Source organism: Tenacibaculum profundi (assembly GCF_057162725.1).
This window is the reverse complement of sequence record NZ_CM169894.1, coordinates 2480844-2497286: the sequence shown is the minus strand read 5'-3', so window position 1 is coordinate 2497286 and position 16443 is coordinate 2480844. Positions and strand designations below refer to the sequence as shown.

The 16443-nt window shown below is 31.5% G+C and carries 12 protein-coding genes; 3 read left to right on the top strand and 9 right to left on the bottom strand.

Annotated elements, in window-relative coordinates; genetic code table 11:
* Window positions 1–13: 13 nt before the first annotated feature.
* On the bottom strand, window positions 14–358 hold the full coding sequence (locus AC2GW8_RS10150) for a HopJ type III effector protein (RefSeq protein WP_440879763.1): 345 nt from the start codon (window positions 356–358) through the stop codon (window positions 14–16).
* Between the two features lie 145 nt (window positions 359–503).
* Window positions 504–1211, bottom strand: coding sequence for a M50 family metallopeptidase (locus tag AC2GW8_RS10145; protein WP_440879762.1), 708 nt, complete (start codon window positions 1209–1211; stop codon window positions 504–506).
* A gap of 163 nt (window positions 1212–1374) precedes the next feature.
* Between AC2GW8_RS10145 and aspS the strand changes: the two genes are divergently transcribed.
* The gene (aspS, locus tag AC2GW8_RS10140; protein ID WP_440879761.1) at window positions 1375–3129 is read left to right on the top strand and encodes an aspartate--tRNA ligase; all 1755 of its coding nucleotides are present in this window, start codon (window positions 1375–1377) and stop codon (window positions 3127–3129) included.
* Between the two features lie 275 nt (window positions 3130–3404).
* Here aspS and AC2GW8_RS10135 read toward each other — a convergent pair whose 3' ends face one another.
* The 4 genes from AC2GW8_RS10135 to hflX form a co-directional block, all read right to left on the bottom strand.
* Entirely contained in the window at window positions 3405–6176 is a 2772-nt protein-coding gene (locus tag AC2GW8_RS10135; RefSeq protein WP_440879760.1) for a TonB-dependent receptor, read from the bottom strand.
* 35 nt (window positions 6177–6211) lie between these two features.
* Window positions 6212–7000 carry an energy transducer TonB gene (locus tag AC2GW8_RS10130; RefSeq protein WP_440879759.1) on the bottom strand — a complete coding sequence of 263 codons (789 nt, stop codon included), beginning with the start codon at window positions 6998–7000 and terminating at the stop codon, window positions 6212–6214.
* Window positions 7001–7530: 530 nt separating this feature from the next.
* Window positions 7531–8238 (bottom strand): energy transducer TonB, encoded by a 708-nt coding sequence (locus AC2GW8_RS10125; protein WP_440879758.1) that lies wholly within the window; start codon window positions 8236–8238, stop codon window positions 7531–7533.
* Window positions 8239–8584: 346 nt separating this feature from the next.
* Window positions 8585–9781: a GTPase HflX gene (gene hflX, locus AC2GW8_RS10120; protein ID WP_440882201.1), complete on the bottom strand. Its 1197-nt coding sequence runs from the start codon at window positions 9779–9781 to the stop codon at window positions 8585–8587.
* A 287-nt stretch (window positions 9782–10068) separates the two neighbouring features.
* Between hflX and AC2GW8_RS10115 the strand changes: the two genes are divergently transcribed.
* Window positions 10069–11037 (top strand): endonuclease/exonuclease/phosphatase family protein, encoded by a 969-nt coding sequence (locus AC2GW8_RS10115; RefSeq protein ID WP_440879757.1) that lies wholly within the window; start codon window positions 10069–10071, stop codon window positions 11035–11037.
* Window positions 11038–11071: 34 nt separating this feature from the next.
* Here AC2GW8_RS10115 and glmS read toward each other — a convergent pair whose 3' ends face one another.
* From glmS to AC2GW8_RS10100, 3 genes are read right to left on the bottom strand one after another with little or no spacing between them, the layout of a single operon-like run.
* On the bottom strand, window positions 11072–12928 hold the full coding sequence (glmS, locus tag AC2GW8_RS10110; RefSeq protein WP_440879756.1) for a glutamine--fructose-6-phosphate transaminase (isomerizing): 1857 nt from the start codon (window positions 12926–12928) through the stop codon (window positions 11072–11074).
* 26 nt (window positions 12929–12954) lie between these two features.
* Entirely contained in the window at window positions 12955–14658 is a 1704-nt protein-coding gene (locus tag AC2GW8_RS10105) for a DUF4270 family protein (RefSeq protein ID WP_440879755.1), read from the bottom strand.
* On the bottom strand, window positions 14659–15477 hold the full coding sequence (locus AC2GW8_RS10100; RefSeq protein WP_440879754.1) for a glycogen/starch synthase: 819 nt from the start codon (window positions 15475–15477) through the stop codon (window positions 14659–14661).
* A 96-nt stretch (window positions 15478–15573) separates the two neighbouring features.
* Here AC2GW8_RS10100 and panC point away from each other — a divergent pair, with 96 nt between their 5' ends.
* Window positions 15574–16419 carry a pantoate--beta-alanine ligase gene (gene panC / locus AC2GW8_RS10095; protein WP_440879753.1) on the top strand — a complete coding sequence of 282 codons (846 nt, stop codon included), beginning with the start codon at window positions 15574–15576 and terminating at the stop codon, window positions 16417–16419.
* Window positions 16420–16443 lie beyond the last annotated feature (24 nt).

The following is a 16443-nucleotide window of genomic DNA, read 5'->3' as shown; positions in this document are numbered from 1 at the left end:
TACATAAAACTTTTTATTTTAATACAATAGCTTTATTCTCAAATAATAGTCCATCAAATCCATATTTAATAAAATTTCTAATATTTTGGTGATCTGTTCCCTGAGGATTTCCTAATACATCTTCGAAATAAAATGCTCCAAAACAAGCTAAAGTTTCTTCCTTAGTTAGCTCTTGATCTAAGGCAAAAGAAAAAACTTTGCAAGAGCCATTGTTTTCATTGGGCTTATTACTAATATCTCCATTCTTAAAAGCTGTTGGAGTAAAACTATAATGTGAATCTATTAATGCTATTGTATCTGAAAAATTAATCTGCTCCCTGCTATTAATCAATTTCGTTTTGAATTGTTCTAGTGTCATGATAATCATTTTTAAAAAACAAATTAACGTTGTATTGAGTGACAAAACCAATAATATTTAATTTTTAACAGACTGGCAATTCTCGTTGTATTTATGTGAAAAAGTATGTGTTTTTTTATAAAAGGCATAAACTTCAGCTCATCGATTATCCCTTTTTGTAATGAAAACTTAAAACAATAGCCTTCCAAACAACATACACGTTAAGCATTGTTATTAAAATTCCCCAAAACCAATAAGGGCCAAAAGTGTTTTGAGCAATAATTTCAGTATCAGAATAATTGATTTGACCAAACCTTTCAAATTGTTTTGTAAAAACATATCCTAATTCATAGTAACTACTTAATATCGCTTGCAAGCCCAAAAATAAAAGTGTTGATTTTTGAAAGCTCTTATTAGTAAACTTAAGAATTCCAGCAATTGCAATCGCAAAAACACTTAATAAAAAAACGCCCCAAAATGATCGAATCCATAAAAATAATGAAAGTACCATAAGAAAAAATAATACCCGTAATACATGAACTGCTGTTATATTATATTTTGAAACAACAATACATATGGTTCCGCCGATAGTAGTTCCTATTAAACCTCCAGCAGCTGTAATAGCTCTGGCCAAACGATATGGTAAATAAGAATTAGAAACATCAGTATAGGCAACACCGCCTCCATTTTTATAAATTTCTAAATACACAAATTTTCCCCCAAGTAATAAAGAAGCTATTCCATGTCCCATCTCATGAAACCATGTACCCAATAATCGAAATGGGTATTGTACAACATCAAAAAAGGGCAATTGAACAATTAAAAATATGAGAAAAGTAAGAAGAAATGGGACAAAGTGTTCTCTTTTATTCATATGATGAAAATTACATTTAGTTTTTACTAAAATAAAATTGTACTATTTATATCAGCTTTTATAAATATTATTAAAACAAACTATTATTTAAAAAACGAACTTAATGTAATTTTTTTGCATCCTGACATTTATAGTTAAATTTGCGAAGCTAAAAATTCAAAAAATGTACAGAACGCATAATTGTGGTGAGTTAAGAGCATCGCATGTTAATACCGAAGTTACCCTAGCAGGATGGGTTCAGAAGTCACGTGATAAAGGATTTATGATATGGGTAGATTTACGTGATCGTTACGGAATTACTCAATTAATTTTTGATGAAGAGCGTACTCCAAAAGAATTAATGGATCGTGCCAAAACACTAGGGCGAGAGTTCGTTATTCAGGTGAAAGGTTCTGTTATTGAAAGGGCTTCTAAAAATGAAAATATTCGTACTGGAAATATTGAAGTACTAGTTTCAGAATTAACTATTTTAAATGAAGCAAAACTTCCTCCATTTACTATTGAAGATGAAACTGACGGTGGAGAAGACTTGCGTATGAAGTATCGTTATTTAGATATTCGTCGTAATCCTGTAAAAGAAAGCTTAATTTTCCGTCATAAAGTATCAATGGAAGTCCGTAAGTATCTTTCAAATAAAGGGTTTATTGATGTAGAAACGCCGTACTTAATTAAGTCTACTCCAGAAGGAGCAAGAGACTTCTTAGTTCCTTCTCGTATGAATGCAGGGCAGTTTTATGCCTTACCACAGAGTCCACAAACCTTCAAACAACTTTTAATGGTCGGCGGTATGGATAAATATTTCCAGATCGTAAAGTGTTTTAGAGATGAAGATTTAAGAGCGGATCGACAACCAGAATTTACGCAAATAGATTGCGAGATGGCCTTCGTAGAGCAAGAAGATATTTTAGAAATTTTTGAAGGAATGACACGTCATCTATTAAAGGAAATTAATGGTGTTGAAGTAGCTAAGTTCCCAAGAATTACTTTTGATGAAGCAATGCAAAAATACGGAAATGACAAGCCAGATATTCGTTTTGGGATGGAGTTTGGTGAGTTAAATGAAGTAGCACAACATAAAGAGTTTAAAGTTTTTAATGATGCTGAATTGGTTGTGGGTATTGCTGTACCAGGAGGCGCGTCTTATACTCGTAAAGAAATTGATAAATTAATTGATTGGATAAAGCGTCCGCAAGTTGGTGCTTTAGGAATGGTATATGTGAAATGTAATGAAGATGGTAGTTATAAGTCATCTGTGGATAAGTTTTATGATCAAAACGATCTAAAAAAATGGGCTGAAGTAACAGGCGCAAAAGCTGGAGATTTAATTTGTGTGCTTTCTGGTAAAACCTCAAAAGTAAGAGCGCAATTAAGTGCTTTACGTATGGAAATTGCTGAGCGTTTAGGATTACGAAAAGCCAATGAGTTTGCTCCGTTATGGGTAATTGATTTCCCATTATTAGAGCTTGATGAAGAAACAGGTCACTATCACGCAATGCACCATCCATTTACCTCACCAAAGCCAGGGCAATTAGCATTATTAGATACCGACCCAGGAGCTGTAAAAGCAAATGCTTATGACTTAGTGTTGAATGGAAATGAAATTGGGGGTGGATCAATCAGAATTCACGATAAGGAAACGCAAGCAATAATGTTCAAACATTTAGGATTTACTTCAGAAGAAGCTAAAGCACAGTTTGGCTTTTTAATGGACGCATTTGAATACGGAGCTCCACCCCATGGAGGGTTAGCATTCGGCTTAGACCGTTTAGTAGCTATTTTGGGAGGACAGGAAACAATTAGAGACTTTATTGCTTTTCCAAAAAATAATTCAGGAAGAGATGTTATGATCGATGCTCCTGCTGCAACAGACAAAGAGCAATTAGAAGAACTGAATATAACTCTAGCGGTAAAAGAATAGATACCAAGTATTTTTTAATTATAAAAAAACCTCTAATAAATTAAAATTAATTTGCTAGAGGTTTTTTATTGTTTCTCTCTTTATCAAATATTAAAGAAAACAGAGCGGAAAAATTTAATTTAATGTTACGTTTTGCTTGCTTTTTAGTAAGGCTATTCTATTTTTTAACATCATAAACCAAAACTAAACACCGTATCACTTCTTTTTTACATTTAAAAACTTAAAAAGGCCGTAAAAATGTTTTTTACGGCCTTTTAAATATCTATTAATTTATCTTAATTATTGATAATCCAAGAGATATAATACTGTTGTCCTATTTGTCCCATCCCTGGAGCTACAAAATATTCTTTACCGAACAAATTGGTTCCTCCAATTTTTATTCTAGATTTAAACGAAGGAATACGGTAGTTCATTTGAGCATCAGCTACCCATCTAGCATTCACAACACCTCTTACAAATGGAGAGAGCCATGTGTAACGATCTTGCCATCTACCATTAATATTAAATCCGAAATTCTTAAATAATTTGTCATTCCCTACTTGAACTTTAAACGTATGTTTAGCAGTATTAAAATTAGGTGTAAATAAATTATAATCTTTATCATCAAGTGAATAGTCAATGAAATTATAATTAAGTCCTAAATCAAAATTCTTTAAAAATTTAGTGTGCATACCTATAGAAGCCCCATACGATGTTACTTGAGATTTACTGTTGGTAATGATATTAAAATCAGAAACATCCCCAAAGGAAAAAGCGTCCTCTGCTTCAGAATCAAGCTCACCATCACCAAGAACTTTTCCATACATAGGAACTGTAACAGCTTGATAAAATACAAAATCGTCATGTTTACTATAGAAACCATTGATATCTAAATCTAAATTTTTATTATTATTCAACCTAATTATACTTCTGTAACCTAACTCAAAAGACCTAACAGACTCTGGTTGAATTGATTTATATTCAGATTTTATCACTTTCTCTTTATATGGTCCAGAAGATTGGTCTTCATTTTCTTCGTAATAAAATCTTGTTAGTAATGCATTATTAATAACATCACTTCCTTTAATCCCATTTTCGTAAGTTACTCTATCTAAATTATCTTCAACAGTTCCAATAATATTAAGAGGAAAGCCATCCCTTCTTAAATATTGCTCCTGAATAGTTGGGTTTCGAAAACCAGTTTGATAAGAAGCTCTAAGGATATGGTCCTTATTTTCTCCTAAAGCATAGTTAACGGCAAATCTTGGCGAATAGTGCCCTGTAAAATTTTTAGACTTATCATAACGAACAGAACCTGTTAGCTTCAATCTTTCGTTAAATAACTTCTTTTGAATTTGCGAATAAAAACCATACTCTTCAACCCTAATAGGCTCCTCTTTGTCGTTAAAAATGGTTCCTCTTGAATTAGGAGAATATTTACGATAAGAACCTCCTATTTGAACATCTGCCCAATTATTTAATAAACTTTTAAAATTATAATTACCATCTGCATGAATATAAGAGCTTCTGTCATATATTGTACTTCCTCCTTCTGTAATTAAAGTATTGGTTATTTTATCTAGATTCTCGTTGAATAATGGTGTACCTGGTTTAAGACTAAAACCTTCAACATATGAATAAGCATCATTTACCCTACCCTCATGATTTACTTCAGGAGAATTAAAATATCCATATAAGAAGTCATATTTATAACTATTACCAGATGAATTAGCAGACCTAGCAATTTTTAACAAATTTCCTGTTCGCTCTAAATCGTAAGTTTTCCCAGCATCATTTTCAGTAAAGTATCCGCGTAAAAAGAAATTATTCCCTTTGAACTCTAATTTATGCTGGCCCAGGTAATAACCTCGTTGTGCTAATCTGCTATTTCCTTGTATCATGTTATCTCCTATTGCTAGTCTTGATGTTAACTCAACTTCTAGAGATTCATCTTTAAAGGGTCTAAAATATAAAGATCCTGAAAATTTTAAATTGTGTGTTTTAAAATCGTCTATTAAATCGCTTTCAAGGTAGCCCTTACGTCTTAGAAGTCGGTTCAAAAGGAAAGTTCGATCTTCATTAGGAAAGAAATCAGTTTCAACGATTTGTGAATATAATTCATCCCCATATACGTTTACTCCATCATAACTAACACCAGAAGGTTCAGGCGCTATTTCCTGTGTATCAATCAATCGGTTACGGGTATCATTTGCATGCCACTCTTCCGCTTCAAAATAAGAAAAATTTACTTTTGCCGCAAAAGCATCGCTAAATTTATAAGCCATTCTTGTAGAAACATCATAATAAGGGTTGGTTCCTGCTGCTAACTGATGGGTAACTCCCGTTTTAAAAGAAGTACTAATTCCTGTATAATCAAATGGACTTTTAGTATTCATCAATAAAATACCATTATATGCGTTCGCTCCATAAAGAGCTGAAGAAGCCCCAGGTAAAACCTCTACACTCAAAATATCAAGTTCTGAAACCCCAGAAAGGTTTCCTGGACTATAGTTTAATGCAGGAGCAGCAGTATCAATTCCATCGACTAATTGAACAAAACGAGAATTAGCAAAATCAGCAAAACCACGTGTGTTTACAGTTTTAAAACCATAACTACTTTCTCGCACATCAATACCTTTTAAATTAGCAAGACCATCGTAAAATGAATTGGCTGAATTTCGTTTAATTTCACTTAAACCTAAGCGTTCTACCGTTACTGGTGATTCTATAATACGTTCAGGGACTCTTGAAGCAGAAATAATTACTTGATCTAGTAGCAAGTTTTCTTTAAGAATTACATTAATTTCCTGATCAAGCGAAGTTATTTCAATTTCTTCAGTTTTATAACCAAATGCAGTTACCGTAATGGATGTTGGCAGTTTTCCTTCAAGGATTAAAGAAAACTCTCCAGATGTATTAGAAATTTCATAATTTTTACCTTGAGATATTTTAGCACTATAAAAAGGTTCTAAATACTCATCATAAACAGTTCCACTTATTTTTACTTGTGCATAGGAGGTGATCGCTAGCAAAGTAAAAACAATTAGCGTTAATTGTTTTTTTACCATTTTTTTGGGGTTTTAAAATGTATTGATTGATTGATTTATTCTTCTAAAGAGAAGTTAATGGGAAAACCATATTTAACAGACACCGATTTTCCATTTTTTCTGGCAGGCGCAAAACGGGGAAGTTTTGTAACAACTCTCTTAGCTTCTTCATTAAGAAGGTCACCTCCTTTTGGACCTAATGTTTTAATATTTTTTACGTATCCGTTTTTATCAATAACAAAACGAACCCAAACTTCTCCTTCCACCTGATTTCGAACAGCCTCACTAGGATAGCGGAAGTACTTTTGAATATGTTTTATCATTTCTGTATTAAAACAATCTAACTTTTCTTTGTTTCTGATTTTTTCACAAGCTTTAAATGAAGGCAGTTCACCAACAGTACTAAAACGTTCTGCTTTTTTAACCTCTTCACGAGATAACCTTTCTGTTAAAGATTCTAGGTTTCCTTTGATAGATTCCGATTTTGACTCGCTTGAACTTGTTAGAGAAGATTTGTTATTCTCACTAGACGATGTTGAAATTTTGCTATTCTCTATGCCAGAACTTGTGCTTAACTTGGTTACTCCAGCAGTATTAATACTACCGATACCTGAAGATTTTTTCTTTTTTTTGATCTCTCTTTTTTTAAGAAAACGCTTGCTAGCTGAAACTTTCACCATAATTTGACGAGATCTTTTATTTTTCGAATTCTTAGAAGGTTTTATAGAACACTTTGTAATACTGTTTAAATCAGCAATATCTTCATCTGGTGTTTCACATACTTCCTGAGCGGATGTTATAAATGACAGCATAAAAAATGCCATCAAAACAATTATTCTTTTCATAATTTAGGGGTTAAGAAGAATTATTATTTTACTGTATTATATTCGGCTAGTATTTTCTCTCTGGGGGCAAAATTAGCAAAAAAATACCAATAAACGTCAATGTTTACTCTTTTCTTAAAACCAGATCTTTTCCTTAAGTAATTTTACTTTAATTATTTAGTTCCAAAACTCATAGTTAACAGTCAAAGCCCATATAAACACTGGGAATATAAAACTTTTAAACAAGGTGTTTTATTTTACAAAAGAACACTTCTTTTTTTTGTAAAAAACACAAACAAAAAATTTATATGGAATTAAACGCTGTTTTTTATGGAAACTATTCTAAAATTAATCTCCTAGTTACGCTTTTTTACATAGTTTTTGAAAAGTAATGGCTTGAAAATATACTTTTTCGTTTAACAAAAATTATTTTATGATCATTAAACACTATTTTATGTAAAAGAGGACTACTAAATAAATCAAGAATACAAATTTCAAGAATGAAAAATTCTTGAAACTAAACATAAATGATTTACTATAATTTTATATAATTAATCTAAATTAAAACTAATTGGAAATGTATATCTCACACTTACTTCTTGATTATTTTGTTTTCCAGGTATGAAAGAAGGTAAAATTGAAATTACTCGTATAGCCTCTTTTGTTAACATTTCGCTACTTTCATCACCACCCGTAGCAAGTATATTCTTAACTTCTCCAGAATGCGTTATAATAAAGCTTACCCAAACATCACCTTGAATGTTGTTTTTTAATGCTTTTTCTGGATAGCTTATGTTATTTACAAGATGCTTTTCCATTTCGTGATTAAAACAATCATAAGGATCGAGAGACTCATCTGAGCAATCTCTAAATTGGGGTATGAATTCAACCTCATTAAAACAAACCTGTTCTTTAACAAGTTTTTCTTCGATAACGGTATTTACAGCTATGATATTTTCTTTTATATGATCTAATTGAAGGTGTTTAACACTGTCATTTATCTTTTTTCTATTACTAGCAGTGTTTTTTTGATCATTTTTTATTTCAATAGACCTTCTTTTTTGTCGACTTCTTGAAGACACTACCTTAACTTTTGATTTTTCCTTGTCGGTAGAAGATAAATTTCCATTTACCGAACACTTAGTGATGCTAGATATATCGTTAGCATCTTGCACAACATTTTTACTTTCACATACTTCTTGAGAAAGTAAAGATTGAGCCACTAGGGAAACTAGAAAAAATAGAATTAGCTTTTTCATGATGTTTTTTATTGTTTTTAACCTATAACACAAACATTATACAATAACAAAAGCCTTAGAAATATTAGGTTCAAAGCTGACTGAAATTATTTAATGTAGATTATTGATTTTTAATTAAACATCATTTTATCTATTGATAAATCAATTAGTTCTCTGCGAAAATAAACGCTCGTATAACTATTTTTTGATATAAAAGTCCATATTCTCATTCTTAGGGGGATTAAAGCATTAATAATTAGTAACTTATGTTTTATATGTAATTTCACTAAAAATAAGAAAAAAAAAATAAATAGGCAATATAAACGAGGTTTGTTTTAAGTAAACAAAATATTATCAATATGTTAACTTATTCAAAATATAGGAAATCATTGTATGGAAATCTTTGAATATGTAGCTCTCTGACACTTGCATATACCTTTTCACGAAACTCATCTAAATTACTTTTTTCTATGGCGGAGATAAAAATACTTTTTTTACCAATATCACTAATCCATGTTTTTCTCCAGTCATCCAAAGAATAATACTCTTTTGTTTTTTCAGTAACTAAATCATCCTCTTCTATAATTTTTGTAGTATAGGCATCAATTTTATTGAAAATCATTATTGTAGGTTTATCGACACTATTTATTTCTCCTAAAATATTATTGACTGACGCAATATGATCTTCAAAATTTGGATGTGATATATCTACAACATGTAGAAGTAAATCAGCCTCTCTAACCTCATCTAGTGTAGACTTAAACGATTCTACTAATTGAGTAGGTAGCTTTCGAATAAAACCAACTGTATCGGTCATTAGAAAAGGAATATTCTTAATGACTACTTTTCTTACTGTTGTATCAAGAGTAGCAAATAACTTATTTTCAGCAAAAACATCACTCTTACTAACAACATTCATAAGTGTTGATTTACCAACATTTGTATAGCCCACTAGCGCAACACGTATCAATTTACCACGATTTTTTCGCTGTACAGACATTTGCCTATCAATACTTTGCAGTTTTTTCTTCAATAAACTAATTTTATCTCGAATTATCCGTCGGTCAGTCTCTATTTCTGTTTCACCTGGTCCACGCATACCAATTCCACCTTTTTGCTTATCTAAGTGGGTCCACATTTTTGTTAAACGTGGCAATAAATACTGATATTGAGCAAGCTCTACTTGTGCCTTAGCAGAACTGGTTTGTGCACGATTGGCAAAAATATCAAGTATCAAATTAGTTCTATCTAAAACCTTACAATTTAAAATACGTTCAATATTTCTAAGTTGTGCAGGTGAAAGCTCGTCGTCAAAAATCGCTGTACCAATATCATTATTATCAATATATGTCTTAACATCATCTAATTTTCCTGATCCTAAAAAAGTTTTTGGATTTGGTTTATCAAGCTTCTGCACAAAACGCTTTAACGTTTTTCCTCCTGCTGTTAACGTAAGAAATTCTAATTCATCAAGGTATTCCTCCGATTGTTTATCATCTTGGTGCTGAGTAATAATGCCTATTAACACTACATACTCTGATATGGATTCTCTTGTTTCTATCATAAGGATGTAAAAATACAAATAAAAAGCGGTTAAGTGAACTATTGTATTTTATACTAATGCACTTGGCTTATAAACTATTTATACTTTCTAAATTAAATAAATACAATTAACCAGATTTAAGTAAAACAAGCTCATCAAATAGATTACTGCTGCAGTGTCGAGGTGGTTTATTAATTATAATAGCTTAATCTAAAGTAATTAGATAATTATTTACGTAAGATAAATGAATAATTATCTTTGATTTTTATTATTAATAAATGATTTGAGAACCGAATAAAAACGCACAAATGATAAAAGATAAACTAAAAAACACCTTAACTGTTGCTTTCTATAATGTTGAGAATTTATTTGATACACTAAAAGACCCCCTAAAAAATGATAAAGATTTTACTCCTAAAGGAAAGTTCAAATGGAATAAAAGTAAGTACTATCATAAAATAAAAAAAATCTCATCTGTATTAGCTAAAATTGGGGAACATGAATCTTATTACGCACCTGCTATAATTGGTTTGGTCGAAATCGAAAATCCCAAAGTATTAGATGATCTTATCACTCATAAGAATTTAATCAATCATAATTATAGGTTTATTCATTATGATTCACCTGATAAAAGAGGGATAGATGTTGCTTTGCTTTATAGACCTGATGTATTCAAAATTATTTCGTCAGAAACAGTTTATATTCCCCCCCTCGACGAGGGTAGTATTCTAGACCATACAAGAGATGTTTTAGTGGTAAAAGGAGTTCTCAATGGTGACCTTGTTTATATATTAGTTAATCATTGGCCTTCAAGAGCCAAAGGAAAGCTTGAAACAAAGCCTAAAAGAATAAATGCTGCAAGAATAGTATCAGAAACTATACATAAAATTATAGCTGAAGAGCGTCATGAACCTAAATTTATTGTGATGGGTGACTTTAATGACGACCCATCTTCTCAAAGCTTAAACGAGATATTAGTTGATAATACATTTTACAATCCAATGTTTTCACTACACGAAAAAGGTTTGGGCACCCTAAAATATAATGGAGATTGGCATTTATTTGATCAAATCATTTTATCTAAGAATTTTTTTAAAGAAAGTAGTAGCTTAGAATTTATTGAAGCTAAAATATATAGCAAGCCATGGATGAAAGTTGCTAAAGGCAAGCTAAAAGGGAGCCCTCTAAGAACATTTATAGGCCCCTGGTATCAAGGAGGCTTTTCCGACCACTTCCCTGTTTATATAAAATTAAAAAAGAAAAAAGCCAATTATTGATAATTGGCTTTTTTTGAAATATTTTATAAGTATATTATTCTACAGTAACAGACTTCGCTAAATTTCTTGGTTGATCTACATTTTTACCCAACATAACCGCAATATGGTACGATAACAACTGTAGTGGAATGGTTGTAAGTAAAGGAGTAAATGCATCTTCTGTTTCAGGTATTTCAATAACATGATCGGCTATTTCTTTAACAGTTACATCACCTTCAGTAACGATCGCTATAATTTTTCCACTTCTAGATTTTATTTCTTGAATATTACTAACAACTTTCTCATAATGCCCTTTATTTGTAGCTATTACAAACACCGGCATGTTTTCATCAATAAGTGCTATTGGACCATGTTTCATTTCAGCTGCGGGATATCCTTCTGCATGAATATATGATATCTCTTTTAACTTTAATGCGCCTTCAAGAGCTACTGGAAAGTTAAAGCCCCTGCCTAAATATAAACAATTACCTGCATTCATGTATACTTCGGCAATATGTTGAACTAAAGGATCTATTTTCAGCAATTTCTCAATTTGTTGTGGTATGTACTGAAGCGTCTGTAAGTAATTGTTTACTGTTGTCTTGGATAATGTTCCTTTTTCTTTAGCAAGTTTCAATGCTATTAAGGAAAGAACAGTTATTTGCGTTGTAAATGCCTTTGTTGATGCTACACCGATTTCAGGACCTGCATGTGTGTAAGCACCTGCATCGGTTTCCCTGGCAATTGAAGAACCGACAACATTACATACACCAAAAACAAAAGCTCCTTTTGATTTAGCTAATTTAATCGCCGCAAGAGTATCCGCAGTCTCTCCTGATTGAGAAATTGCTATAACAATATCTTTAGAAGTAATAATTGGATTTCTATACCTAAATTCAGATGCATATTCTACTTCTACAGGAATTCTTGCCATGTCTTCAAATAGATATTCCCCTACAAGACCTGCATGCCACGAAGTGCCACATGCTACTATAATTATTCTGTCAGCATTTAAAAACTTAGATAAATTATCATCAATTCCGGCCATCTTAATGATTCCTTCATTAGGCAGCATTCTTCCTCGATAAGTATCCAAAATTGCTTTAGGTTGCTCGTGAATCTCTTTAATCATAAAATGATCAAAACCGCCCTTTTCAATCTGGTCAAGATTCAATTGTAGTTTTTGAATATTCGCATCAATTTTCTCATCAGTTTCAATTTTACGGACAGCTATGTCTTTTTCTTTTTTAATAATAGCTAATTCACCGTCATCTAAGTAAATAGCATCTTTAGTGTACTCAATAAAAGGAGAAGCATCAGAAGCTATAAAAAACTCTTCGTTTTCTTTTCCAACACCAATAGCTATCGGACTTCCTAATTTTGCTACTACCAACTCATCTGGTTTACTTTTATCAAAAACAGCAATAGCATAAGCACCTATTACGCTGTTTAATGCCAGCTGAACCGCTTTACCTAATTTACATCCTTCACTATTTTTAACCTCTTCAATAAGATTGATTAAAACTTCTGTGTCTGTATCACTTTTAAATGTGTAACCTCTCGAAATAAGTTCTTTTTTAATGGTGTCATAATTTTCTATAATTCCGTTATGAACAATAACTAAATCTCCTGATTCAGAAAAATGAGGATGTGAATTTATATCGTTTGGAACACCATGAGTTGCCCATCTTGTATGACCAATTCCTATATTTCCTTTCCTACTCTTATGATCAACCTCAATAATCCCCTCTAGATCAGCCACCTTTCCTTTTGTTTTTGATAGATGAATTTTTTCACCATCATAAATCATTATACCAGCACTATCATACCCTCTATACTCGAGTCTTTTTAATCCATTAATAACTATTGGGTAGGCCTCCCTATTCCCAATATATCCTGTAATACCACACATATTAAATTCTTTGTCTTTTTTCTAGTTTATTTACTTTGTTCTGAGTACGAAAGAGTCAAAACTGCTTTTTTTGCTCCATGTGAAGCCTCATTACCATTTAGAAGAGTTACTCCTCTTGGATTCCAATTATACGTAGGCACATTTACATCTAGTGCACCTTTATAAAATGGGCTATCAGTAGGGTTATTAAAAACCCGAAGCTCTAAAGGAGAAAAGTTAGTAGAATTTTTATTAAGAAGGTTTGATATATAATCTGTTATTCTAAACGTATATTTTTCAGGTTTATCATTTGCAACAACTAAATTCCCACCATATAAAGCGCTTTCCGTGTGAGCATCTACTATATGTTTTGGTGATGAAGTATTAGTACCCTCATTAGATTCGTTTGTATAAATTACTAAACGTTGTGGAACAATATTTAGATCGTTACTTATTATTTCATTTACATAAAAAGAAAGAGAAGCATCATTAATCAAAATACCAAAATTATCGTCACTTGAATCTTCAATAGCCGATAATTCTTCCAAACTTAGATAACCATTATTATTTTCATCAAAGGCCTCATAGTTCAGAATAGGGTTATTAGGATCATTTTGTCTTGTTTTTTCAAGATTAACTCCTATGATTTTTACGGTTGCTTTTGTTCCAACAGTTCCTTGAATAGCAAAATTATCACTTGGAATGGCAATACTTGCTGACCCCATATCATATTTGGCTGCACGAATTCCATTTAAAGGAAAGCTATATTTTGATGGAACTGTATCTTTATATATCAAGTTTCCACTTTCATCCTTCTCAAACCGTGTAATTGTGTAATGAAATTCAACAGCAGCTGTATTTTGAGCATTTCTTGAATTTAAATCAAGCGGTACAAGAGAACCATTACTTCCTGTAGCTTTCACGTATAGCCCCCTAAAATAGTTATTAAACTGTTCTGTTGACGAGAACTCTGAATCTTCAAATTTATCCCAAAACAATTCTTTCATAAGATCTTTCTTAAGAGGTATTGCTATAAACGGGCCTTTTGAAGCTAATTTTTCTTCGCTTGTAAATAGTTCAACCGTATTGGGAGTATTAACACCCATAACTTTATGTCTAGTTATGGTGTATACCGTATCAGTAGCTTGAGGTCTTAGACTAAATACTTGATCATTTTTATTTAATAATCTTTTTTCATCATATATTTTATTCGAAAAAAATGAATTTGAATTAGCAGGGCTCAAAGGGTCCAAATTACTCAAATAAGTTCCATTCTCGAAAACTTCAATATTTGCAGCAATATCAGGGTTTCCTAGTATTGAATCTAAAACAAACTTAGGAGACCCGTCATCATGTACTCCATTTCTTGTTGCTTGGTAGGGTAATTTTAGTATTACCTCATCTAATGTGTAAACAGAATCGACTTCAACCTGATTATCATTAGTTTTAAGGTTTGTTATCAAACCTAATTGACTAACAAAAGATGATTTTACTGTTTTATAATTCCCACTATTATAAACTCCTATCCAATATTCAGGAACTACTCCTGGATTTTGTAAAAAAGCTATATTATCAGCCCTTACAGAGTCTATACTAGATGAAGAAATTTCTAGTTCTAGTTCAATTTGATTTGTAGTAAACGCTGTATTTTTTATAACGTTTCCTCCAATATCTTTAAAATCTTCCTCACATGAAATTAGTGACAACAAAGAACAGAGTCCTAATCCTAAGATACCAATTTTTCTAATCATTTATTCGCTTAATTCTAAAACATTTTCTTTGTAAAACTCTAAGTATGCTTCTGTAAGATTTTCTTCTTGCTGAAACTCAAGAACTTTTGTGTTGCTTTCTGCTATAAACTCTTCTATTTCTTCAGAGATAATTTCACTTCCCTTAACCACTGCGTCCGAATTCTCAATAGCGCTTTTTAAAATATTAATGTGATTTGGAATTTCTAAATTCGATGCTTTTTTATTATCTATACGATCAAAACGAATTTTATTCGCTAATTCTTTATTTAGCTCTCCTTCAAAACCAGTATTATACAAAGAAGTAACTATTTTACTTTGGTTAAACAAAGGCTCCTCTTTATAATATTCTCTTAGGTATAAAGGTAATAAAGAAGCCATCCAACCGTGAACATGAATAATATCAGGCGCCCAATTTAATTTTTTAACAGTTTCAACAACTCCTTTAGCAAAAAATATCATACGCTCATCATTATCGATAAAGAGCTGATCATCTTCGTCAGAATACATCGCTTTTCGCTTAAAATACTCATCGTTATCAATAAAATAAACCTGCATTCTTTCTTTAGGAATAGATGCGACTTTAATAATTAATGGCATATCCATATCATTAATTATTAGGTTCATACCTGATAAACGAATAACTTCGTGTAGTTGATGCCTCCTTTCATTAATGACCCCAAAACGAGGCATAAATATTCTTGTTTGAACTCCTTTTGAATGTGCTTGCTTCGCTACATTAAACGAGGTTGATGCCAATTCTGTCTCTGGTAAATAAGGTGTTACCTCTGAAGAAACATATAGTATTCTCTTATCCTTCATTAAATCGAACTCTTTGTATGAAGATGCAAAAATACGAATTTTTATGCAAAAATCGTGTTAAATTCCTAATTTAGCAGGATTTTCAACGAATAACTAATGAATGTTTTCAAATTAAAATCGGAATTAGAAGCCTTTTTAGGTCTTCAGAAAAAAGAGAACAAAACAATTGGTTTTGTTCCAACTATGGGGGCTTTACATAGAGGTCATTTATCTTTAATAGAGAGTGCTAAATTAAAAAATAGTTTAGTGGTAGTAAGTATATTTGTAAACCCTACCCAATTTGATAATAGCGATGATCTTAAAAAATATCCTAAACCTCTGGAAAATGATTTAAAATTATTAAAACAGGTTAAATGTGATGTTGTATTTATTCCCGACGTCAAAGAAATTTATTCAAAAAAAATCACTTCTCAAAATTTTGATTTCGATGGGCTTGAACTTGAAATGGAAGGCAAGCACAGAGAAGGGCATTTTGACGGTGTTGGAACTATTGTTAAAAAACTTTTTGAAATCATAAAACCAGATAATGCTTACTTTGGAGAAAAAGATTTTCAACAATTACAGATTATAAAAAAGTTAGTAAAAAAACTAAACATACCCCTAAAAATCATTGGTCTTCCTATTTATAGGGAAAGCAACGGTTTAGCTATGAGCTCAAGAAACTCAAGACTTTCAGAACAACACAAAAAAGCGGCTCCTTTTATTTATGAAGTTTTAAGAGATACTCAACAAAGATTTACTTCTAAAACTCCTAAAGAATTAACATTATGGGTAGAAGAAAAATTTAAAAATAATGAACTTTTACAGCTCGAATATTTCACAATTGCTGAAGAAGAAACCTTAAAAACAACAGAAAATATTCAGCCAAATAAAAACTATCGTGCTTTTATTGCTGCCTATGCCGGGAATGTAAGACTAATAGACAATATTAGACTACAATAAAAAAATAAAGAAATTAGTATTCAT